The sequence below is a fragment of the Streptomyces dryopteridis genome (assembly GCF_049606955.1).
Taxonomy (GTDB): Bacteria; Actinomycetota; Actinomycetes; order Streptomycetales; family Streptomycetaceae; genus Streptomyces.
Genome location: NZ_CP187114.1, coordinates 993,149 through 1,013,906, shown reverse-complemented (window position 1 = coordinate 1,013,906; position 20,758 = coordinate 993,149). Strand labels below are relative to the sequence as shown.

Below are 20,758 nucleotides of genomic sequence, written 5' to 3'. Positions count from 1 at the left end.
AATTCGTCTGCAAGCGGCTTGCGTCACTTGCGCTACTGTTGCGCCCATGACGCGACGACTTGCTCAAGTGGCGAAGAAGGTGGGGGTCAGCGAGGCGACGGTCAGCCGGGTGCTCAACGGCAAGCCGGGCGTCTCGGATCAGACCCGCCAGGCCGTGCTCACCGCCCTCGACGTGCTCGGCTACGAACGCCCCACCCAACTGCGCGGCGAACGCGCCCGGTTGGTCGGCCTCGTCCTGCCCGAGCTGCAGAACCCGATCTTCCCCGCCTTCGCCGAGGTGATCGGCGGCGCCCTCGCCCAACAGGGCCTGACCCCGGTGCTGTGCACCCAGACCACCGGCGGGGTCTCCGAGGCCGACTACGTGGAGCTGCTGCTCCAACAGCAGGTCTCCGGCGTGGTGTTCGCGGGCGGTCTGTTCGCGCAGGCCGACGCCCCGCACGAGCACTACCGGCTGCTCTCCGAGCGCAAGGTGCCGGTGGTCCTCGTCAACGCCTCCATCGCCGACCTCGGCTTCCCCTGCGTGGCCTGTGACGACGCGGTGGCCGTGGAGCAGGCATGGCGGCACCTGGCCTCCCTCGGGCACGAGCGGATCGGCCTCGTGCTCGGCCCGCCCGACCACATCCCCTCCCGGCGCAAGCTGGACGCGGCCCGCGCCGTGGCCCGCGCCGCCGGCACCGAACTCCCCGAAGCCCACGTGGAACGCGCCCTGTTCTCGCTGGAGGGCGGGCACGCGGCGGCGGCCCGGCTGCTGGAACGCGGGGTCACGGGCTTCATCTGCGCCTCCGACCCGCTCGCCCTGGGCGCGGTGCGGGCCGCGCGCCGCAAGGGCCTGGCGGTGCCCGGGGAGGTCTCGGTGGTGGGGTACGACGACTCGGCGTTCATGAACTGCACCGAGCCCCCGCTGACCACCGTGCGCCAGCCCATCGAGGCCATGGGCCGGGCCGCGGTGGACCTGTTGACGGCGCAGATCCAGGGCGCCGCCGTGCAGCCCGGAGAGCTGTTGTTCGAACCCGAGTTGGTGGTGCGCGGCTCCACCGGGCAGGCCCCGCGCACGGCCTGAGCGGGGGTGCGCGCGGGGCGCGCGAGGCACCGGGGAGGCCCCGGGGACGGCAGGTCGTCCCCGGGGCCTTCGTCGTGCTCCCGACAACCGCGCGGCGGGCTGCGGCGGTTGGCTGTTGAACTTTTGCGAAATCAGCGCGAGATATTGCGTTCATCTGGCGAGGGTGGTTGAGTGTGGCCCGCTCGCCCTTCCGGCCACGGAGGGATCGGGCACCGCGCCTCCCCGCACGGCCCCGCACGGCCCCGCACCCTCCGTCCCGCACCGCCGGGACCGCCGTCCCGCCCCCCGTCCGGCGCCTCCTCCTCCCGCGCCGGCGTCCTCAGTCGCACCGCCCCGTTGCTCCACGCTCGAAGGGGAACCACCGATGAGAACCAGCCTCCGTTCCACCGCCGCCTGTGCCGTGGTCTCGGCCCTCGCCGTCACCGTCCTCGCCGGCTGCGGCACCAGCACCACCGACGACGGTGGCGACGCCAAGCCCACGACGGGCGCGGCCGCCGACCCGACCGCCCCGCTGGACCCGAAGGCCAAGGTCACCCTGACCATCGACTGCATGCCGCCGGCCGCCAAGGCCGCCGAGCTCAAGGAGTGGAAGGAGGACGTGGCGAACTTCAACAAGATCTACCCGAACATCCGCATCGAGGGCCGCTCCACCCCCGGCCAGTGCCTGGAGCCGCCGCGGTTCACGGCCATGCTCAAGGCCAAGTCCCAGCCGGACGTGTTCTACACCTACTTCACCGACCTCCCGCAGGTGCTCGACAACGACGGCGCCGAGGACATCAGCGCGTACGTCACCCCCAAGACCGTCCCCGCGCTCCCCGACATCGACCCCAACGTGCTCGCCGTCCTCAAGAAGGACAACAAGCTGTACGGGCTGCCCACCAGCAACTACACGATGGGCCTGCTGATCAACCGCAAGCTGTTCAAGCAGGCGGGCCTCGACCCCAACACCCCGCCCCGCACCTGGGACGAGGTCCGCGCGGCGGCCAAGAAGATCGCCGGCCTGGGCAACGGCACGGCCGGCTTCGGCGAGTACTCGGTGGAGAACACCGGCGGCTGGCACTACACGGCCACCATGTACGGCATGGGCGGCGACATCGTGGGCCCCGACGGCAAGGCCGCCTTCGACAACGAGACCGGCCGCAAGATCGTCGAGAACCTCAAGGCGATGCGCTGGGAGGACGAGAGCATGGGCAAGACCCAGCTGCTCAAGTGGGGCGACCTCCAGAAGCAGATGGCCTCCGACAAGCTCGGCATGTTCCTCGCCGCCCCCGACGACATCACGTACATGGTCCAGCAACTCGGCGCCAAGTACGAGGACTTCGGGATGGGCCCGCTGCCCGGCGGCGGCGCCACCCTGTTCGGCGGCAACGACTACATGATCAAGAAGGGCTCCTCGCCCGAGAAGATCAAGGCCGCGATCGCCTGGCTGAACTTCCAGACCCTCACCCCCGGCAAGGGCCAGTTCCAGTACGACCGCAAGAAGGCCGACGGCCTGCCCGTGGGCCTGCCCCAGCCCGCCTTCTTCACCGGCGCCTCCAAGGCCAAGGACGACGAGCTGAAGGCCGCCTCGGCCACGATGCCGGTCGAGAACTTCAAGCCGTTCCTGGACCACCCGGTGCCGCCGAAGGCCGAGCCCGACAAGGCCCAGGAGGTCTACAAGGTGCTCGACAAGGTGATGTCCGGGGTGCTCACCAACAAGGACGCCGACCCCGCGAAGCTGATCTCCGACGCCGCGCGCGACGTGAACAAGGTCCTCGCCAACGGCTGAGCCGAACCCCGCCGCCCGGCACCGCGCCGACCGCGTCACCCGCACCGCCCCCGAACCCGGGCGGGCCGGCCCCCACCCCGCCGGCCGGGCCCGCCCGGCCCCCGTACCGCCCCGGTACGCGTCCGGCCCCCGACCCCGGGGGCCGGACGGCGTCCCCACCCCGCCCGCACGCCCGCCCGCGGGCCCGTCCGTCCGTCCCGCACCTCGGCACCGCCCCGCGCGCCGAGCCGGCCCGAGGAGCCCCCGATGTCGGCACCCGCCCTCTCCCGGACCCCGACCCCCGACCGCCCCGGCACCCCGCTCCCGCCCCCGCGCGGCCGCCGCACCGCCGCCGGATTCCGTCTCGCGCTCCGCCGCAACCTCACCGCCCACGGCTTCCTCATCGGCGCGGTCCTCTGCTTCTCCTTCTTCTCCTGGTACCCGATGGTCCGCGAGTTCCTCCTCGCGTTCCAGACCACGGAGGACGGGGTCACCCGCTGGGTCGGCGGCGCCAACTTCGCCTACGTCTTCGGGGACCCCGGCTTCTGGCAGGCGTGGCGCAACACCCTCCTGTTCACCGGCATGGCCCTCGTCCTCGGCTTCGCGGTGCCCTTCGTGGTCGCCGTCGTCCTCAACGAGTTCCGCCACGCCAAGGGCTACCTGCGACTGCTGGTCTACCTGCCCGTGATGATGCCGCCGGTGGCCTCCGTCCTCCTCTTCAAGTACTTCTACGACCCCGGCTACGGCCTGTTCAACCGACTGCTGACCGGCGTCGGGCTGCCCGCCCAGGACTGGCTCCAGTCCACCGACACCGCCATGCTCTCCGTGGTCCTCGCCGCGACCTGGATGAACATGGGCGGCGCCACCCTCATCTACCTCGCCGCCCTCCAGGGCATCCCGGGCGAGCTGTACGAGGCCGCCGAACTCGACGGCGCGGGCGTGTGGCGCAAGATCTGGCACGTCACCGTCCCGCAGACCCGCACCATCCTGCTGCTGATGCTCCTCATGCAGGTCATCGCGACCATGCAGGTGTTCGTCGAACCCTTCCTCCTCACCGGCGGGGCCGGCCCCGAGGGCGCGACCACCACCGTCGTCGTCCTCATCTACCAGTACGCCTTCGGCTTCAACCAGTACGGGCCCGCCGCCGCCCTCGGCCTGTGCCTGCTGGTCCTGCTCGCCGCGCTCTCCGCCGTCTACGTCCGCCTCAGCCGCGACCGCGACGCCTGACCGGCCCCGGGCCCGACCCGGAACCCGCCCACCACCACACCCGACCGACCACCACACCCGACACAGCACCACACCCGACCCACCACGACCCGCCCGGGGAGCGACCCATGGCAGAGCGCACGCTGATCCCGCCGGCCCGACTGGCCCGGCCCCGGGGCAAGGCCGCCTACTGGACCCTGTGGACCCTCACCGTCCTCGGCTTCACCCTCGTCTTCCTCGGCCCCCTGTACTGGATGGTCGCCAACGGGCTCAAGGGCACCGAGGAGTTCGCCCGCGTGCCCCCGACCCTCGTGCCCGAGACCGTCGACGCCGGCAACTACGCCGACGCCTGGCGCGTGATGGACCTCGCCCGACTGCTCGGCAACACCCTCTTCTACGCCTTCGGCGCCCTCGTCTTCCAACTCGTCCTCGACGTGGCCGCCGCCTACTCCCTGTCCAAACTCCGCCCCGTGCTCGGCAAGGTCGTCCTCGGCGCGATGCTCGCGACCCTGATGATCCCCGCCGCCGTGCTCATCGTCCCCCAGTACCTCACCGTGCTCGACATGCCGATCATCCGCCGCAACCTGCTCGGCACCCCCTGGGTGATCTGGCTGCCGGCCGCCGCCAACGCCTTCAACATCTTCCTGCTCAAACGGTTCTTCGACTCGATCCCCCAGGACCTCCTCGACGCCGCCGCCCTCGACGGCGCGAGCCCCCTGCGGATCCTGCGCTCCGTGGTCCTCCCGCTGTCCCGACCGATCCTCGGCGTGGTCTCCATCTTCGCGATCGTCGGGGTCTGGAAGGACTTCCTCTGGCCCATGCTCACCCTCCCGGACCCCACCACCCAGACCCTCAACGTGGGCATCTACTCCCTGGCCTCCGGGGTCCCCGAGAACCAGTTGATCGCCGCCCTCGCCATCGCCTCCGCGCCCACCCTGATCGTCTTCCTGATCGGGCAGCGGCACATCATGAGCGGGCTGACCGCGGGCTCCCTCAAGGGCTGACCCCCCGTACCAGGCCCCCGCACCCGGCCCGCCCCAGACCCGCGAAAGGACCACCTCCCGTGGCCGAAACCGCCTGGTGGCGCACCGCCGCCATCTACCAGGTCTACCCCCGCAGCTTCGCCGACGCCGACGACGACGGCACCGGCGACCTCGCCGGCGTCCGCGCCCGCCTGCCCTACCTCGCGGCCCTCGGCGTCGACGCCGTCTGGTTCACCCCCTGGTACCTGTCCCCGCTCGCCGACGGCGGCTACGACGTGGCGGACTACCGCACCATCGACCCCGCGTTCGGCACCCTCGCCGAGGCCGAGAAGCTGATCGCCGAGGCCGCCGCCCTCGGCATCCGCACCATCGTCGACATCGTGCCCAACCACGTGTCCGACGAGCACCCGTGGTTCCGGGCCGCCCTCGCCGCCGGCCCCGGCAGCCCCGAACGCGAACTCTTCCACTTCCGGCCCGGCCGCGGCCCCGACGGCTCCCTGCCGCCCAACGACTGGCCCTCCCAGTTCGCCGGCGCCACCTGGACCCGCGTCCCCGACGGGGAGTGGTACCTGCACCTGTTCACCCCGCACCAGCCCGACCTCAACTGGGCCCACCCCGTGGTCCGCCGCGAACACGAGGACGTGCTCCGCTTCTGGTTCGAACGCGGCGTCGCCGGCGTCCGCATCGACTCCGCCGCCCTCTGCGCCAAGGACCCCGCCCTCCCCGACCTCGACGGCCGCCCGGGCGAACCCTGGCCCGGTGAGGTCCACCCCTACATCGACCGCGACGAACTCCACGAGATCTACCGCTCCTGGCGGGCCGTCGCCGACGAGCACGGGGCCGTGTTCGTCGGCGAGGTCTGGCTGCCCGACGCCGAACGCTTCGCCCGCTACCTCCGCCCCGACGAGCTCCACACCGCCTTCAACTTCTCCTTCATGAGCTGCCCCTGGGACGCCGAACGGCTGCGCGCCGGCATCGACGAGACCCTCGCCGCCCACGCCCCCGTCGGCGCCCCCGCCACCTGGGTGCTGTGCAACCACGACGTGACCCGCACCGTCACCCGCTACGGCCGCGCCGACACCCGCTTCGACTTCGCCCTCAAGGAGTTCGGCACCCCCACCGACCTCGCCCTGGGCACCCGCCGGGCCCGCGCCGCCGCCCTCCTCACCCTCGCCCTCCCCGGCTCCGTCTACCTCTACCAGGGCGAGGAGCTGGGCCTGCCCGAGGCCGAGGTCCCCCGCGACCGGATCCAGGACCCCATGCACTTCCGCTCCGGAGGCCGCGACCCCGGCCGCGACGGCTGCCGCGTCCCCCTCCCGTGGACCTCCCGGCCCTGGACCGAGCCCTGGCTGCCGCAGCCCGAGGACTGGGCCGAGTACGCGGCCGACGCGCAGGAACGCGATCCGGACTCGATGCTCTCCCTCTACCGCGCCGCGCTGCGGCTGCGCCGCGAGGCCGGCGGCTTCGGCGGCCCGGGCCTGACCTGGCTGCCCGCGCCCGAGCGGGTGCTGGCCTTCGCCCGAGAGGACGGCCTGGTCTGCGTGGTCAACCTCGCCCCCCACCCCGTCCCCCTCCCCGCGGGCACCCCCGTCCTCTCCTCCGGCCCCCTGCCCGACCCGGGCACCCTCCCCCCGGACACGGCGGCCTGGCTCCGCAGCCCCTGACCGCCCCGGCCCCCGGCCGGGAGCGGTTTGCCGTCAACGGCCCGCCAGCAGCGCCTCCCAGGCCCGGGCCGGCTCCGGATGGGCCGCGAACAGGGCCGGGACGCCGGCGCGGCCGGCGCCCGGGCCGGCCGCGCCGGTCGGGGCCCAGGGGTCCGTCACGCCCAGCAGGGCAGCGAGCGCGTCGCAGCTCTCGGGACGGGCGCGCAGCAACGGCAGGGGGCCCACCGGGGCCGCGCCGACCGGCCCGAGGTCCAGGGGCGCGGGCGGGGCGGCCCGCCACGGCGGCACCCACGCGTCCAGCGCCGTCAGGCGCCCGGGCACGATCCGCGCCGCCTCCCGGGTCAGCAGCGGCGCCAGTCCCGCGCCCTCGTCCCGCAGCGACAGCACCAGGGTGGGCAGCCAGGGCAGCAGCACGTGGTCCGGGAGCCGGTCGAAGGCCGCCGAGACCGCCTCCACCACGAAGTCCACCAACTGCGGCACCGGCACCAGCGCCTGGAGGAACCCGCCCAGCCAGCGCGGGTACGCGGGCAGGGTCAGCGGGTTGTCGAGGAGATCGGCGCAGGCCGCCCGCAGCTCGGCGCGGTCCATCTGCCCCAGCCCCGTGCGCGCCGCCCACAGCAGCGCCGTCTTCTCCGGTGTCGTCGGCCGCGACTGGGCCAGCGCCAGCTCCAACTGCCGCCGGTCACAGCCCATCGACACCGCCAGGCCCTCCATGGAGAACAGGAACCCGAGCATCGCGCCGACCTCGCGCACGTGCGCGTCCTCGTCGCCGAACGCGGTCGGCAGCAGGGTGCAGTAGTGCGCGAACCCGGTGGTGGCGAAGGCCCCGATCCACGCGGGCAGCTCCGGCAGCGTGGTCCGGTAGTACGTCAACAGGCGTCGCACCCGACGCAGCACCTCGGGCGCGCCCTCCACCCCGCGCTCGGCGGCCAGCACCGTCAGCGCCCGGCCGCCCAGCTCGGGCGCGAGCCGGCGGCCCGGCAGGTACAGCTCGGCGTCCTCCACCGCCGCCAGCACGTCGGCGGCCCGGGCCTTCGGATCGTGCGCGGCCCGCCGCAGCCGCTGCTCCAGCACCTGCTCCAGGCCCACGCCCTCGTAGCCCAGCTCGATCAGCTCGCGCTGGTGCGTGCCCAGGGACAGGTCCCAGGACTCCTGCGGGGAGCGTTCCCCGAGCCCGCGTTCGCCCATGATCGGGCGGGCGGCCCGCTCCGGCAGCAGCCGGCGCAGCATCCACAGCACGTCGGAACAGGCCGCGAGTTCCGGCCGGCCCGTGATGTCGAGCAGCGCCCGGTGCACCCCGCGCCGCTCCAGGGGCAGGCCGAGCGGGGCCAGCCGGTCGTGCACGTCGCGGGCGAGCGGGGGCAGCGACTCGTAGCCCACGCGTCCGTTGCGGTCCCCGCCGAGCATCCGCTCGACCAGGGAGCGCACGTCGAGCCGGCCGGGCACCGTGTCCTTCTCCAGGCAGGTCACGGCCGCGTCCTGGAAGTCGTACGGGGTGGGCCGGGCCCGGTCGCGCATCCCGGCGAGCAGGATCGAGGTCTCGAAGATGGCGATGGTGTCGGCGGTGGAGGCCAGGTAGCCGTGTCGGCGGGCCGTGCGCACGATCTCCACCGACCACTCGACGAGTTCCTCCTCGTCGAGTCGGTCCGGGGCCCCGGGCCGCACGAGGAACCCGGTCAGCCGGTCCGGGGCCTCGGCGGGCGGTCCGGACCGCGCGTTCGGGCGGGGCGAGCCCCCGGCCTTGGCGGCCTTCGCGGTCTTGGCCGGTTTGGTGCCGAGGCGGAAGGGGCGTACCGGGGTGCGCTTGAGGGCCTTGGCCCAGGTCGCGGCGGCGATGGACACCGACCCGGGGGCCAGCGCGAACTGCGCCTCGATGGCCGCGTGGCTGGACGGGATCAGCCCGTACTGCCAGCGGGTCGCGGTGCGCGGCGGGATCGTGAACTCCCCGGCGCGGCCCGCGAGGCCGAACTCGGCTACCCGGCTCGCGGCGTGGAACGCGCCGCACACGTACAGGGCCTCGGCGGGGTCGTGGTCCCCGGCGCCCTGGTGCTCGCGGATCCGCGTCCACATGTACCGCTCGCGGTCTTCGTCCACCCGCAGCCGGTGGGAGTCGCCGGGGGCGAGCCGCCGGAACAGGCCGCCGATCAGGAACATGGCCTGCCGGTAGGAGTCGTGGTCGGCGGCGGCCAGGGGCAGTTCCACGTACTGGTGCCACCACTCCGACCAGTGCCGGACCCGGCCGTGGCGCAGCAGGTGCCGCTCCAGGTCGGCGAAGCGGGGGCGCAGGTCGCCGATGCCCACGCCGACCGCGTCCCCGTGCGCCGCGTCCCCGGGCTCCGGGGTCTCGTCTGCGGGGGCGGCGTCGGCGGGGGCGTCCCACTGGTACACGTGGTCCGCGGACCGGTCCACGAGGACCAGCTCCACCCCCGGGGTGCCCAGCGCGTACGCGATGGCCTGGTACTCGGCGGAGGCTTCGGTGATCGGGGCGATCACCGACAGCGGGGCCGTCGCGGCGGGGAACCCGTCCACCTCGCCCGCGAATGCCTGGAGGGCCACCGGGAGGCGGCAGTTGCGCAGTTCGGCCAGGAGTGGGGCCAGGTCCTCGCACAGTTCCAGGTAGATCACCCGGGGCCGCTTCTCGCGCAGCCGGCGGGCCATCGCGAGGGCGGAGGCGGGGGAGTGGTGGCAGACCGGGAAGATCTCCAGCGGTTCGCGGACGGCCCGGTCTACGTCGTCCACGAGTCCCAGCATGATCTCCGCCAGGGCGTCGGGGCCGTCGGTGAACGCGGCGGCCGCGTCGGTGAGCCGCGTGCGCAGCTCCCCGAAGACACCGCCCTCCGCGAACTCCGCCCCGGCGGGGCCGGCGAGCGGGGCGGGGGCGGTCACGACAGGGCCCCGATCGCGTCCCGGCCGCCTTCGAGGAACTCGGGCCAGTGCCCGCCCTCGGCCTGCCCGCGCGGTTCGACCACCCCGTGCAGGTACTTGTTGAGGATGGCCAGGTCCTCCGGCGCGCGGCGCGCCAGCGAGCCGACGAGGGAGGCCGCCAGGGTGCGGGCGGTCAGCACGCCCTCCCCGAAGAAGTCCCCGTGCAGCACCGCGTCCTCCAGGACGCCGATCTGCTCGGCGGTGGACAGCGCCGACTCCAGCTTCTCGTCCTCGCCGCCGGCCGCCGCGGCGGCGGCCCGCAGGTCGGCGAAGCTGCTGAGCAGCACGTCCAGCAGGGTCGGCGGCACCTCCAGCTCGATCCGGTGTCGGGCCAGCAGCTTCTCGGTGCGGCTGCGCACGATCTCCGCCTCGCCGGCCCGGTCGGTGACCACCGGGATCCGCACGAAGTTGAACCGTCGCTTCAGCGCCGAGGACAGGTCGTTGACACCCCGGTCCCGGCTGTTGGCGGTCGCGATGATCGAGAACCCGGGCTTGGCGAAGACGATGTTGTCCTCGTCGAGCTCCGGAACGGACACGTACTTCTCCGACAGGATGGAGATCAGCGCGTCCTGCACGTCGCTGGTGGCGCGGGTCAGCTCCTCGAACCGGCCGATCGCCCCCGTCTCCATCGCCGTCATGATCGGCGAGGGGATCATGGTCTCCCGGGACTGTCCCTTGGCGATCACCGAGGACACGTTCCACGCGTACTTGATGTGGTCCTCGGTGGTGCCGGCCGTGCCCTGCACCACCAGGGTGGAATTGCGGGAGACGGCCGCCGCCAGCAGCTCGGCCAGCAGGCTCTTGCCGGTGCCGGGGTCGCCGATCAGCAGCAGCCCCCGGTCCGAGGCCAGGGTCACCAGGGCGCGTTCCACCAGCGAGCGGTCGCCGAACCACTTCTGCGTGATCGGGCGCTCCAGCCCGTCGGAGGGCTCCGAGCCCAGGATGAACAGGCGGACCATGCGCGGGGAGAGCCGCCAGGTGAACGGCTTCGGCGCGGTGTCCACCGACTCCAGCCAGTCCAGTTCCTCGGCGTACTCGATCTCGGCGGGGGCGCGCAGCAGGTCGGTCATGTCGACGGCCTTTCTTCGAAAAAGGGGGGTGATCAGGTGAGGAAGTTCTTCAGTTCGTGCACGAGCTTCTTGACGTGACCGGAGATCACGGGGGTGCCCAGGTCCTTGAACCGCTCCCGGAACCACGGGTTGACGCTGCCGCGCCCGGAGCTGGTCACGGATCCGACGGGAATGAACCGGGCGCCCGAGCGGTGCACGGCGGCCATCCGCGCGTACAGCTCCTCCGACCGCCACTCGTAGAAGTCCGAGATCCACACCACCACCGTGTTGCGGGGCTCGGCGATCAGCGGCTGCGCCAGGTCCATGGCCGCGGTGCCGTCCGTGCCGCCGCCCAGACGGGTGCGCAGCAGGGTCTCGAACGGGTCGCGCACCCACGGGGTCAGGTCCAGGGCCCGCGTGTCGTACGCGATCAGCTTCACGTCGACCTTCGGCAGACCCGCGAAGATCGAGGCGAGGATGGTGCAGTTGACCATCGAGTCGACCATCGAACCCGACTGGTCCACCACGACGATCAGCCGCTGCGGGGTGGTTCGGCGCACCGTGTGTCGGTAGTACAGGCGGTCCACGAGCAGCCGCTCGTTCTCGGGGTCCCAGTTGACGAGGTTCTTGTGGATCGTGCGGTCCATGTCGAGGTTGCGGAAGACCCGCTTGGGCGGCACCGAACGGTCCAGGGCGCCCACCGACGCCTTCGCGACCTGCGTGCGCAACACCTCGGCGACCTCGTCGACGAACCGACGGATCAGCTCCTTCGCCCGCTCCAACGCCGGCCCCGACAGGTTCTCCTTGTCCCGCAACAACTGCTCGATCAGCGACATGCTCGGCGTGAGCCGCGCGGCCAGCGCCGGATCCGCCAACACCTCCCGCAACCGCATCCGCGCCACCAGCTCGCCCTCGATGGAACCCAGCGCGGCCCCGATCGCCGGGGACAACCGCTCCAGGTCCGGGGTCGGGTGCCCGACACCCGTCCCGGTGCCGGCCACCCCGCCGGCGCCGCCCCGGCCCGAGCGCAGCGCGCCGGGGGCCCGGCCCAGGGCCCGTTCGAAGTGGTCGGCGTCCGACTGCCAGCGCGCCAGGTGTCCGGCGTCCACCGAGCCCGGCGGGTCGGCGAACACGTTGAGCAGCACCTTCGAGGCGAGCGCGGCCCGCCGCACCTCGGCCGCCCCGTCGCGCGCGGCGCCCGGCTCAGGCGGCTCGGGCACCATCAGCCCGTCGAACTCGGGGGCCAGCTCCGGATGCCGTTGCAGCAGCGAGGACACCGACTCGCGCGGATCGAGCAGGCCCGCCGGCAGCCCCAGCTCGGTGACGACGGCCAGGCCCGCCGACTCCAGCGAGGCGTGCTCCTCCGGGTCGAAGAGGCGGGCCAGCAGCCGCCAGTACAGGGCCATGCGACGGTTCGCGTCCGGGTCGGGGCCCGTGATCTCCTCGGTCATGCCCGCAGCAACCTTCCGGCCCGCTCCCGCAGCACGCCCATCGCGTCCGCCGCCGTCTTCTCCGCCTTCGCGGCGGCCTTGTCCGTACCCGGCCCGCCGGCCCATCCGGCCGCGTGCACGACCACGGGCCTCTTGCGCACGAGCCGCTCCACCGCCAACGGCTGCACGGTGAACACGCCCGCGTCCCAGCGCAGCAGCCCCAGGCACGCCGTCGAGGCGGCCACCACCTCCGGGGTCAGCGGCCCGGCCTGCGGCACCAGGTCGGTGTCCACGAGCAGCCGACCGCCGCCCGCGAACGCGAACTCCGTCACATCCCCGTCCCCGTCCCCGTCCCCGTCCCGGTCCCCGTCCCCCGTGTGCACCGTGTACCCCTCCAACAACACCGGCACCGCCAGCCGGGCCGGGTGCCGCTCGTGCGGCGCGAGCGCCGTGTCCGTCGCCGAGGCCAACGCCATCCGGGCCGCCGTGAACGCGTCCACCGGCTCACCCGGCCGGGCCCGCGCCTCGTCCCACAACAACTCGCCCTCGGCGGTCACCGGCATCTCCACCAGCTCCACCGAGCGGCCCTCGGCCACGGCCGCCGGCAGCGTCGCGTGCGGCCGCAACACCTGCCACAGACCCGCCCCGACCACCGTGTCCGGCTTCGGCGCCGACACCGACGCCCGCACCAACCGCCCCGGCCCGCCGTCCGCCGGCTCCAACACCGCGTGCACCTGCGCCGACACCGCCGTCGGATGCTCCCGCAGATCCACGCCCAACGGCAGCAACCGGCCCGAGACCGTGCCCACCGCGACCGCCGACCCGCCGAGCACCCCCGGCACCGTCAACAACAGCCCCCGCGACCACAGATCGGCCCACCGCCGCTCCGGCACCTCCTCGATCGACGCCCCCGGACAGCACGCCGCCAACTCCCCGGCGAACCCGTCCAACAACACCGCCGCCCGCCGCGCCGCCGGATCCGGCAACAGCGCCGACACCACCGGAGCCGCCCCCGCCACCACCTCGTGACCCAACCCCCGCCACCCGACCCGCGCCAACTCCGCCAGCCACGACCGGGCCGCCGCCGACACGTTCGACCCCGACCCGCCGGGCCCGGTCGCGGGCGCGTCACCCTCCGCCGGCCCCGGCTCGAACGGCTCCGTCCGCCGCCCCGTCGCCTCCGCGACCAGCCCGGCCAACGCGTCGTGCGCCGAACCCAACAGCGCGGCCCGCGCCGCCGCCAACACCACCAGGTGCTCCTCGCCGGCCGTCCCCGCCGCCGCCTCCCGCGCCGCCTCGGCCACCCGCGCGCCCAGCGGACTGCCCGCCACGGCCCGCGCCAGACCCGCCAGGGCCTCGCCCTGCTCGGGCCCCGGCCGCAACAGCCCCTCCGTCAACGCCCCGTCGAACCCGTCGACCACCGCCAACAGCTCCGCCAGCCCGTCGACCTCCTCCCGCAACACCTCCACGCGCATCACGCCACCGCCCGCGTCGTCGGGAACCACTGCATCTCCGGCACCGGCAGCGTCGTCGCCGGCTGCTCCAGATAGGCCAGGTGCCGCAGGAACCGGCTGAACACCGGCGCCGCCACCGCCGCGCCCCCGCCCGCCGTGAGCCCCTTCCCGGCCGTCGCCGCCAGGATCGAGGCGGCGTCCGCCGGACCGGCACCCGGATCCACCCGCAGATAGCGCGCGATCCGCTCCGCCCCGTACTGCAACACCGCCTCCGTCACCAAGGCGCGCAGATGGTTGCAGGGACCCGAACGGGCCCCGCCACACGGCCGGTTGTTGTTGGTGCTGCACGCGAACGTGTGCGTGCCGGCCTCGATCGAGGACACGTACACCCGCGCCACGTCCGAACCGCTCGACACCACGCCCTGCAACCGGCCGTCGGCCGGCTCCACGAACGGGACCTTCGCGAGCTTGCGGGCCCGCGCCGGTCGCGAGACCCGTGCGAGGGAGGCCCGCTCCCTGCCAGTGGACACACTCATGCCGTCTCCGTGAACGTCGATGGGGACCCTCGCCGAGACCCGGCGGGGACAACACCGAACGTAGACGCGACCACTGACAACGCCCCACGAACACCCGTGCGCACCGACCCTGACGGCCCGTCGCGCGCGTCGGGTCGAACCCTCACCAGAGGCGGTCGATCGCCCCCGGGTACAACCCGACACGGGCGTGCCGGAACCCCGACGCGGCCGCCCGCGCCGCCGGCGTGAAGAAGGCACTCATCGTCACCTTGGCGAACCCGGGCGCGTCACTGGGGAACGGATCCGAGACCGTCCCGCCGACCAACACCGTGCCCGGCAGCATCACCCACCCGGCGCCCTCGTAGAACCCGCGCAACGGCCGGTCACACGTGAACAGGCCCAGGTCCAGGCCCTCGTCGACCATCAATGCCCGACCCGCCGCCGCCAACCGCCCGCCGTGCCCCCGCCCCCGCTCCGCACGCCGCGTCACCACCGTGCTCAACCCGCCGACCGCCCACCGGGCCCCCGCGTGCCACAGCTCCGTGCGCAGCACGTCGAGGGCCGCCCGGACCGTGCCGTCCGCCGCCACCGACAGCACCGACACCGGCCGCAACGCCGGATCGTGCACCGGCGAACCGGGCGAGGGATCCACCGGCCGCGGCCCACTCGAAGGCCAGGCGTCGTCCTGCAACGCCAACACCTGGGCGCGCAGCTCGGGCGGGGTCTCGGTCTCGGGAAAACTCAGGATCGGCACACGGGCCATTCTCCCGCCCGGTCGGCCGGTTGTCGGTGGCGGCGCGTAGGGTCGACGCACCCGTCGCGACCACCGACACCGAAGGGACGGCCCCGGTGTACCGAGACCTCCACAACGTCCGCCTCGTCCCCGAGCCCGGCACCCCGCCCGACCCGACCCCCCTCACGGAGGACGAGGAACGCCGCTACCAGGCCGTGCTGTTCAAGGAACTCGGCGACGCGATCGCCGACCGCGGAAGGGTGAGCTGGCCCGCCCACACCCCGGAGGACCGCCGCCGCCTCCTCACGGTCGCGGCCCGCCTGGCGACCCACTGGAACCGCCCGGTCCACGCGACCCCCGAAGACCCCACCCGCATGACCCTCCACCTCCCGGACCACGAGATACCGGCCTGACCGGCGGGGCGCCTGCTACGGGCAGGATTCCTCCAGCTTGACGGTGGCGAAGACGAGCTTCGTGGTGGTGTCGACCGCGGTGCCGGCGGCCGGGGTCTGCGCGCACACCTTCCAGTTGCGGTCGAGGACCTGCATCCGTCCCCGGCCCAGCGCGTCGGTCGACCCGAGCAGGAAGAACCCGCCGGCCTGGGCCTGGTCCTGAGCGGTCTGGAGCACTTGGCCGACCGCGTTGGGCACGGTGGCCTTGTCGGCGGCCGCCTCGGGCGCGGCCGGAGCCGGCGCGGCTGCGGCGTCGTCGGGGTCCGAGGAGGGGGTGGGGACCGAGGCGGGGGTGGAGGCCGAGGAGCGGGTGGGGACGTCGGCAGCGGTGTCGGCAGCCGTGCAGCCGGTGAGCGCGAGCATGCCTAACGCGGCGATGCCGACCGTGATCGTGTGTGTACGCATCGGGTCATGATCGATGTTCGGGCAGCGTGTTGACACGGATGTTGCCGGACTGTGACAGGTGCATGTGCCGTTGGCCCATTTCGGCCGAGCGTCCTCACGATCCTCCCGCGGCTTCGGGGGAGGCGACGGCGGCGGTGGCGCGGGTGGTGAGCGCGCGGAGTTCGCGGACGACCTCGTCGGGGCCGAGGAGGGTGCAGGGGAGGGGGAGACTGATGACGCGGAGGGCGAGGTAGCGCGGGGAGTCGGGGCCGATGGTCAGGCGGCAGGTGTCCGCGTCGACGGGGACGGGCGGGCCCTCGCCGGCGGGGAGGAGGTCCCGGGCGCGGTCGGCCGGGAGACGCAGCAGCAGCTCCGCGTGGGTGGTGGCGGGTCCGGTGACGGCGCGGGCCACGAGCTCGGCGGCGTCCGTGATCCCCTCGGGCAGCGGCCGCGGTGGGACGCGGGTCCCGGTGGGCGTGGGGGAGCGGACGCGGTCGAGGCGGAAGGCGCGCCAGTCGGCCCGGTCCTCGTCCCACGCGAGGAGGTACCAGCGGCGGCCCATGGCGACCAGTTGCCTCGGCTCGACCAGGCGGCGGCTGTCGGTGCCGTCCGCGCGGCGGTGGACGAAGCGGGTCTTCTCCCCGTTGCGGCAGGCGGCGGCGAGGCCGGCGAGGACCTCGGGGTCGGTGGTGGGGCCGTCGGGGAGCGCGGGTGTGGCGGCGCCGTGGGCGAAGGCGGTGAGGCGGCGGCGGAGCCGGTCGGGAAGGACCTGTTCGAGTTTGGCCTGGGCGCGCAGCGAGCTGTCGGCGATGCCGGTGATGGGGGCGGTGGTGGCGGCGCGCAGGCCGACGGCGATGGCGAGGGCCTCGTCGTCGTCGAGGAGGAGCGGGGGCATGGCGGCGCCGGCGACCAGGCGGTAGCCGCCGAGGTTTCCCTGCGTGGCCTGGACGGGGTAGCCGAGGTCGCGGAGGCGGTCGATGTCGCGGCGGATGGTGCGGGGGGTGACGTCGAGGCGTTCGGCGAGTTCGGGGCCGGGCCACTCGCGGGGTGCCTGGAGGAGGGACAGCAGCCGCAGGAGGCGGGCGGAGGGGTCGCGCATGTCCACCAGCATGCGGGACCAACAGGACGTTCGGTGACCTGTTGGCTCTCTATGGTCGGTGTCGTCCGGAGGCGAGCGGCTTCTTCTGGCCCCGGGTCCGGACACCCCCCCTCACTGTGCGCTGGGAGAGAGCTGTCATGGGTCACATGGATCCCGGGAACGTCGTCTGGTTCGAGATCGCCACCGCCGACGGGCCGGCCGTCCGCGCGTTCTACGGGCAACTGCTGGGCTGGACCTTCGCCGTCGATCCCGACTCGTCGGTGGACGGGTCCACGTACACGCGGATCATGGCGCCGGGGATGCCGTACCCCATGGGCGCCGTCCACGAGCGGGCCGGAGCGCGGGAGGAGGCGATGAACGTCTCGATCGTCTCGGCCGACGTCCCCGGTGACCAGGCCGGTCTGGAGGCGCTGGGGGCGCGCGTGATCGTGCCGGCGACCGCGGTGTCCGACGTGACCGTGTTCGCGCGGCTCGCCGACCCGCGCGGCAACGTCTTCTCGATCTTCCGCCACGGCGCGGCCCCGGAGCGGTTGGAGGAGTTCGCGGCGGCCGGGCGGGAGCAGATGGCCGAGGTCGCGATGGCGCCGAAGCCCGGCGCGTACGCCTGGTTCGAGATCGGCACCACCGACGCGCGGGCCACGACGGAGTTCTGGTCGAAGGCGTTCGGGTGGCGGATCGAACCCGACGAGAGCGCGGGCGGCAAGCCGTACAGCAACGTGTTCACCGGGAACCGGTGGCCCTCGGGCGGCATGTACGACCTCGGCCCGGACGGGGTCGACTACCTGATGCCCGACTTCCTCGTCGAGGACGTGCCGGCCGTCACCGCGCGCGCCGCCGAGCTGGGCGCGACCATCGAGCACGGCCCCGACGGCAACCCGGACGGTCTGGTCTACAGCCGCGTGATCGACCCGCGGGGCAACCGCTTCGGCCTCTTCTCCATGCCCACCACCGGCGCCGCCCCGGCGTGACGACCCCGCCTCCCCGGCGGGGGCGGCCGGTCACCGGCACCCCGACACAGCCCACAGCCCACCGTTTGCCACCCACCCGGCAGGAGCCACCGTGCAGGACGCCAACGGCGAGATCGTCATCGAGGGCGTCCGCGAGAACAACCTGGTCCAGTGGAACCTGATCACCCGCACCGGCCGCTTCGACCTCGACACTCCCCTCAAGGACTAGACCGAGTCCGCGTGGCACCGGCTCCTGCACGGTGAGGCCGAGGCCGAGGCCGCCGGCGCCTCCGACGAGGGCCTGATCGACCGGTTCACCCGCCTCTACCTGGGCCGGGACCTCTCCGCGCTCTCGGCTCGCACCCGCAGGGCGGTCGAGGAGTTCACCGTCCAGGGCGCCTGCCCCACCTGCGCCGGCGCGCGCCTGAACGAGGCGGCGCTCGCCTCTCCGGCGGTGAGGCACAACGCCTCAAGACGGTCCGCTTCCTCGGCTCCGCCCTCTCCGGCATGACGTACGTCTTCGACGAGCCCTCCACCGGCCTGCACCCCCGCGACGTCGGCCGCATGACCGCCCTCCTGAGGGAGCCCCGCGACCGGGGCAACACCGTCCTCGTCGTCGAACACGACCGTGACGTGATCGCCGCCGCCGACCACGTCGTCGACATGGGCCCCGACGGCGGCCGCCACGGTGGCCGGCTCCTCATCACCGGAACCCCCACCGACCTGGCCGACACCACCGCCTCCCACACCGCCGCCGCCACACCCCACGCGCCGAACACCGACCACCCCGATGAGGGGCCGGAGGTACGCGGTGGATCACCGGTTCGGACCGGAGGTCAGGAAAGCCGCAGGTCGATCCACGGGATGGTGTCCCCCGGCAGCAGGTACCGCTCGGTCTCGACGAACCCGTGCCTCCGCGCGAACCGCAGACCGTCCTCGTTCGACGCCAGGACAACGGTCTCGATCACATCGGCACCCAGCTCCCGCGCCCGGTGGAGCCCGCGCGAGTAGAGGGATTCGCCGAATCCCTGTCCGCGGTGAGCGGCGAGCACGCGGGCGATCACTGTCGCCGTGATGGTGGCGTCCGTCGGTGGCCGCACCGTGCTGCAGCCGACGAGGGCGTCGTCGAGATACGCGATCTCCAGGTGGTGGCGCTCGGCACGTTCCCGTACCTCGTCCAGGGACAGGACGTGGGTGGGGATGATCACGTTGTGGACGTGCTGCCAGTCCGCGAGAGCGGCGTCGCAGGCAGGCCGGAGGAAGCGAAGATCGGACATGCCGGCAGAAAACCCGAGTGTTCCCCGGACGTCAACTCCGCCGCCGGCGAGACGATCCCTTCGACGCGGGTGTTCAGCGCAGGGCGAGGAGGGGGAGGGGGGTGCGGTCGGCGTTCAGGGAGGTGGCCAGGACGGTCAGGGCGCCGGCGGCGCCCGTGGGGAGGGTGAGGTCGCGGCGGCCGAGGGTCACGAGCGCGTCGAGGTGGTCGAGGAGGTGGGCCCGCAGCCGGTCGCGCAGGGCGGACGCGGGCCCCGGCGGGGTGTCGGGGGCGGGGGCGGCGCGCGTGAAGGCGTCGGCCAGGCCGAGGACTCCGGCCGCGCCGTGGCACACGGTCAGGTGCGCGCCGTCGGCGCCGTCTTCGATCACCGGGAAGCGGCTGGCGGGGTCCGGGTCACGGGCCACGGAGGCGAACGCCGTGTCCGCGAGCTCGCGCAGACCGGGGACGGGCAGGCCCGCGTGCGCGAGGGCGTCCGCCGCGTCGCGCAGGGCCCACGCGATGCCGGGGGTCCCGTAGCACCACGCCCGGCGTCCGGAGCGGGCCGGCGGCGTGCCGTCGGCGATGGGCCACGTGATCGGCCCGGCCCCGTCGGGTCCTGCCCCGTCGGGCCCGGGTTCGGCCCGGGCGGCCAACCAGCCGGCGGCCCGGGCCAGCGCCCCCGCGGCCTCGGTGTCGTCGGGGGTCCGGTGGACCACGCTCGCCAGCGCGGCGACCACGCCCGCGACCCCGTGCCCGAGGCCGGTGTTGATCCGCCCGTGGCACCATCCGTTGAGGGGGTGGTCGGCGTGCCCGGTGAGCCGCAGGTCGGCGAGGTCGGGGCGGGCGCACAGCCGCAGCAGGTGCGCGGTGACGGGATCACGGGGCGGGTCGGGCGTCGCGGGCCTCGCGGGCGGGGCCACGGCGCGGGCGAGGAGCACGCCGGCGGGTCCGCCGATCAGGTCGTAGTCGGTGAACACGCGCCTGGACCCCGACCAGTGGCCGGCGCGGGCGGCCGTGTCGAGGGCCGCGTCGAGCCGGTCGGCGAGGGGGCCGAGGGCGGGGGCGCGGCGCGCGGCGAGGCGCAGGCCGGCCAGGCGGGCGGCGAGGCCGTCGGTGAGCGCCCCGGCGTGCCGGGGTGGTGGGGCGGGCAGCCGGCGCAGCCAGGTGCGCAGGCTCTCCGCGACCAGGTCGCGGTCGGACTCGGGCAGCAGCAGCGCGAGTACGACGGGGGCCGGGCCGGCGCCGGGCGCCGCGGGCCGGTCGGTGGGGTCGGCGGCGTCGGCGGGCGTGCCGGTCGTCGGCGGGGGAGCGTCGAGCCAGTGGGTGAGGACGGTCCGGACGGCGGCCTCGACCCGCGTGCGGGCCTCGGTGTCCGCGTGCGGCCGGTGGGGGAGCGGGGGCGACGCGGTGGGGGTTCGGGACACGGCGACGGTCCTCCGCACGGACGGGGGCGGGCGGGTGGGCGGTTCGGCCCGGCCGGCCGCCGGGGCATCGGGGGCATCGGGGGCACCGGGGGCACGGAGGCACGGGGGCACGGGGCACGGGGGCGGGGGCGGGGGTGGTCCGGCCGGACCGGGGCGCAGTTCCCGGTCCGGCCGTGCCGCCCTGTCCGCCTCAGTGAGTGTCGCGGACGGGCGGCGTGATCAGCCGCAGTCCTTCGTCAGACACTGCGTGTAGGTGCAGAACACCACCGAGAGCGTCTGGGCGTTTTCCGGCGCCTCGGGGAGGTCGAGTTCGGCGACCTGGGTGCCCAGGTCCTCGATGAGGGCGTCGAGGTCGTCGAGTTCGACAATGGGGGGCATGTTTTCTCCTTCTGTTCGCACCTGTGGTGACTGAAAGGACGAGGGAGGGTCTC

General features: G+C 74.0%; 18 protein-coding genes and 1 pseudogene. 8 read left to right on the top strand and 11 right to left on the bottom strand.

The features are described from left to right. Positions 1 to 46: 46 nt before the first annotated feature. The 5 genes from ACN20G_RS31045 to ACN20G_RS31025 all read left to right on the top strand — a co-directional run bounded on the left by ACN20G_RS31045 (position 47) and on the right by ACN20G_RS31025 (position 6,660). Entirely contained in the window at positions 47 to 1,060 is a 1,014-nt protein-coding gene (locus tag ACN20G_RS31045; protein ID WP_424216569.1) for a LacI family DNA-binding transcriptional regulator, read from the top strand. 364 nt (positions 1,061 to 1,424) lie between these two features. Then, complete coding sequence (locus ACN20G_RS31040) at positions 1,425 to 2,828, top strand: ABC transporter substrate-binding protein (RefSeq protein ID WP_424216568.1); 1,404 nt, start codon at positions 1,425 to 1,427, stop codon at positions 2,826 to 2,828. Between the two features lie 246 nt (positions 2,829 to 3,074). Then, positions 3,075 to 4,034 carry a carbohydrate ABC transporter permease gene (locus tag ACN20G_RS31035; protein ID WP_424216567.1) on the top strand — a complete coding sequence of 320 codons (960 nt, stop codon included), beginning with the start codon at positions 3,075 to 3,077 and terminating at the stop codon, positions 4,032 to 4,034. A gap of 107 nt (positions 4,035 to 4,141) precedes the next feature. Next, on the top strand, positions 4,142 to 5,017 hold the full coding sequence (locus ACN20G_RS31030; RefSeq protein WP_424216566.1) for a carbohydrate ABC transporter permease: 876 nt from the start codon (positions 4,142 to 4,144) through the stop codon (positions 5,015 to 5,017). A 59-nt stretch (positions 5,018 to 5,076) separates the two neighbouring features. Beyond that, positions 5,077 to 6,660, top strand: coding sequence for a glycoside hydrolase family 13 protein (locus tag ACN20G_RS31025; RefSeq protein WP_424216565.1), 1,584 nt, complete (start codon positions 5,077 to 5,079; stop codon positions 6,658 to 6,660). Positions 6,661 to 6,693: 33 nt separating this feature from the next. Here ACN20G_RS31025 and ACN20G_RS31020 read toward each other — a convergent pair whose 3' ends face one another. The 6 genes from ACN20G_RS31020 to ACN20G_RS30995 form a co-directional block, all read right to left on the bottom strand. Beyond that, positions 6,694 to 9,546, bottom strand: coding sequence for a hypothetical protein (locus ACN20G_RS31020; protein ID WP_424216564.1), 2,853 nt, complete (start codon positions 9,544 to 9,546; stop codon positions 6,694 to 6,696). Then, entirely contained in the window at positions 9,543 to 10,655 is a 1,113-nt protein-coding gene (locus tag ACN20G_RS31015; RefSeq protein WP_424216563.1) for an ATP-binding protein, read from the bottom strand. The genes ACN20G_RS31020 and ACN20G_RS31015 overlap by 4 nt, the downstream gene beginning before the upstream one ends. A 32-nt stretch (positions 10,656 to 10,687) precedes the next feature. Beyond that, on the bottom strand, positions 10,688 to 12,085 hold the full coding sequence (locus ACN20G_RS31010) for a vWA domain-containing protein (RefSeq protein WP_424216562.1): 1,398 nt from the start codon (positions 12,083 to 12,085) through the stop codon (positions 10,688 to 10,690). Next, the gene (locus ACN20G_RS31005) at positions 12,082 to 13,569 is read right to left on the bottom strand and encodes a hypothetical protein (RefSeq protein WP_424216561.1); all 1,488 of its coding nucleotides are present in this window, start codon (positions 13,567 to 13,569) and stop codon (positions 12,082 to 12,084) included. Before ACN20G_RS31005 ends, ACN20G_RS31010 begins: the two co-directional genes overlap by 4 nt. Continuing rightward, positions 13,539 to 14,054 carry a hypothetical protein gene (locus ACN20G_RS31000; RefSeq protein ID WP_424216560.1) on the bottom strand — a complete coding sequence of 172 codons (516 nt, stop codon included), beginning with the start codon at positions 14,052 to 14,054 and terminating at the stop codon, positions 13,539 to 13,541. Before ACN20G_RS31000 ends, ACN20G_RS31005 begins: the two co-directional genes overlap by 31 nt. A 142-nt stretch (positions 14,055 to 14,196) precedes the next feature. Then, entirely contained in the window at positions 14,197 to 14,796 is a 600-nt protein-coding gene (locus ACN20G_RS30995) for a GNAT family N-acetyltransferase (RefSeq protein ID WP_424216559.1), read from the bottom strand. 86 nt (positions 14,797 to 14,882) lie between these two features. Between ACN20G_RS30995 and ACN20G_RS30990 the strand changes: the two genes are divergently transcribed. Beyond that, on the top strand, positions 14,883 to 15,179 hold the full coding sequence (locus ACN20G_RS30990; protein WP_424216558.1) for a hypothetical protein: 297 nt from the start codon (positions 14,883 to 14,885) through the stop codon (positions 15,177 to 15,179). Positions 15,180 to 15,194: 15 nt separating this feature from the next. Here the strand turns inward: ACN20G_RS30990 and ACN20G_RS30985 are convergent, their stop codons facing one another. Further along, positions 15,195 to 15,623: a PASTA domain-containing protein gene (locus ACN20G_RS30985; protein ID WP_424216557.1), complete on the bottom strand. Its 429-nt coding sequence runs from the start codon at positions 15,621 to 15,623 to the stop codon at positions 15,195 to 15,197. Between the two features lie 94 nt (positions 15,624 to 15,717). Beyond that, the gene (locus tag ACN20G_RS30980) at positions 15,718 to 16,701 is read right to left on the bottom strand and encodes a helix-turn-helix transcriptional regulator (RefSeq protein ID WP_424216556.1); all 984 of its coding nucleotides are present in this window, start codon (positions 16,699 to 16,701) and stop codon (positions 15,718 to 15,720) included. Between the two features lie 146 nt (positions 16,702 to 16,847). Here ACN20G_RS30980 and ACN20G_RS30975 point away from each other — a divergent pair, with 146 nt between their 5' ends. Both ACN20G_RS30975 and ACN20G_RS30970 read left to right on the top strand, forming a co-directional pair. Next, positions 16,848 to 17,669: a VOC family protein gene (locus ACN20G_RS30975; protein WP_424216555.1), complete on the top strand. Its 822-nt coding sequence runs from the start codon at positions 16,848 to 16,850 to the stop codon at positions 17,667 to 17,669. 274 nt (positions 17,670 to 17,943) lie between these two features. Next, positions 17,944 to 18,377 (top strand): annotated as a pseudogene (locus tag ACN20G_RS30970) (excinuclease ABC subunit UvrA); the annotation flags it as partial. Between the two features lie 107 nt (positions 18,378 to 18,484). Here ACN20G_RS30970 and ACN20G_RS30965 read toward each other — a convergent pair. The 3 genes from ACN20G_RS30965 to ACN20G_RS30955 all read right to left on the bottom strand — a co-directional run bounded on the left by ACN20G_RS30965 (position 18,485) and on the right by ACN20G_RS30955 (position 20,705). Continuing rightward, a complete protein-coding gene (locus tag ACN20G_RS30965) occupies positions 18,485 to 18,925 on the bottom strand; it encodes an N-acetyltransferase family protein (protein WP_424216554.1) in 441 nt (146 codons plus the stop codon). Positions 18,926 to 18,998: 73 nt separating this feature from the next. Then, a complete protein-coding gene (locus ACN20G_RS30960; protein WP_424216553.1) occupies positions 18,999 to 20,327 on the bottom strand; it encodes a lanthionine synthetase LanC family protein in 1,329 nt (442 codons plus the stop codon). A 219-nt stretch (positions 20,328 to 20,546) separates the two neighbouring features. Beyond that, complete coding sequence (locus ACN20G_RS30955; protein ID WP_424216552.1) at positions 20,547 to 20,705, bottom strand: hypothetical protein; 159 nt, start codon at positions 20,703 to 20,705, stop codon at positions 20,547 to 20,549. Positions 20,706 to 20,758 lie beyond the last annotated feature (53 nt).

Excerpts from the sequence above, each read along its gene's own strand:
- ACN20G_RS31045 (WP_424216569.1), top strand. The coding sequence starts at position 47 with ATGACGCGACGACTTGCTCAAGTGGCGAAGAAGGTGGGGGTCAGCGAG.
- ACN20G_RS31040 (WP_424216568.1), top strand. The coding sequence starts at position 1,425 with ATGAGAACCAGCCTCCGTTCCACCGCCGCCTGTGCCGTGGTCTCGGCC.
- ACN20G_RS31035 (WP_424216567.1), top strand. The coding sequence starts at position 3,075 with ATGTCGGCACCCGCCCTCTCCCGGACCCCGACCCCCGACCGCCCCGGC.
- ACN20G_RS31030 (WP_424216566.1), top strand. The coding sequence starts at position 4,142 with ATGGCAGAGCGCACGCTGATCCCGCCGGCCCGACTGGCCCGGCCCCGG.
- ACN20G_RS31015 (WP_424216563.1), bottom strand. The coding sequence starts at position 10,655 with ATGACCGACCTGCTGCGCGCCCCCGCCGAGATCGAGTACGCCGAGGAA.
- ACN20G_RS31010 (WP_424216562.1), bottom strand. The coding sequence starts at position 12,085 with ATGACCGAGGAGATCACGGGCCCCGACCCGGACGCGAACCGTCGCATG.
- ACN20G_RS31000 (WP_424216560.1), bottom strand. The coding sequence starts at position 14,054 with ATGAGTGTGTCCACTGGCAGGGAGCGGGCCTCCCTCGCACGGGTCTCG.
- ACN20G_RS30995 (WP_424216559.1), bottom strand. The coding sequence starts at position 14,796 with ATGGCCCGTGTGCCGATCCTGAGTTTTCCCGAGACCGAGACCCCGCCC.
- ACN20G_RS30985 (WP_424216557.1), bottom strand. The coding sequence starts at position 15,623 with ATGCGTACACACACGATCACGGTCGGCATCGCCGCGTTAGGCATGCTC.
- ACN20G_RS30980 (WP_424216556.1), bottom strand. The coding sequence starts at position 16,701 with ATGCGCGACCCCTCCGCCCGCCTCCTGCGGCTGCTGTCCCTCCTCCAG.
- ACN20G_RS30975 (WP_424216555.1), top strand. The coding sequence starts at position 16,848 with ATGGATCCCGGGAACGTCGTCTGGTTCGAGATCGCCACCGCCGACGGG.
- ACN20G_RS30965 (WP_424216554.1), bottom strand. The coding sequence starts at position 18,925 with ATGTCCGATCTTCGCTTCCTCCGGCCTGCCTGCGACGCCGCTCTCGCG.
- ACN20G_RS30955 (WP_424216552.1), bottom strand. The coding sequence starts at position 20,705 with ATGCCCCCCATTGTCGAACTCGACGACCTCGACGCCCTCATCGAGGAC.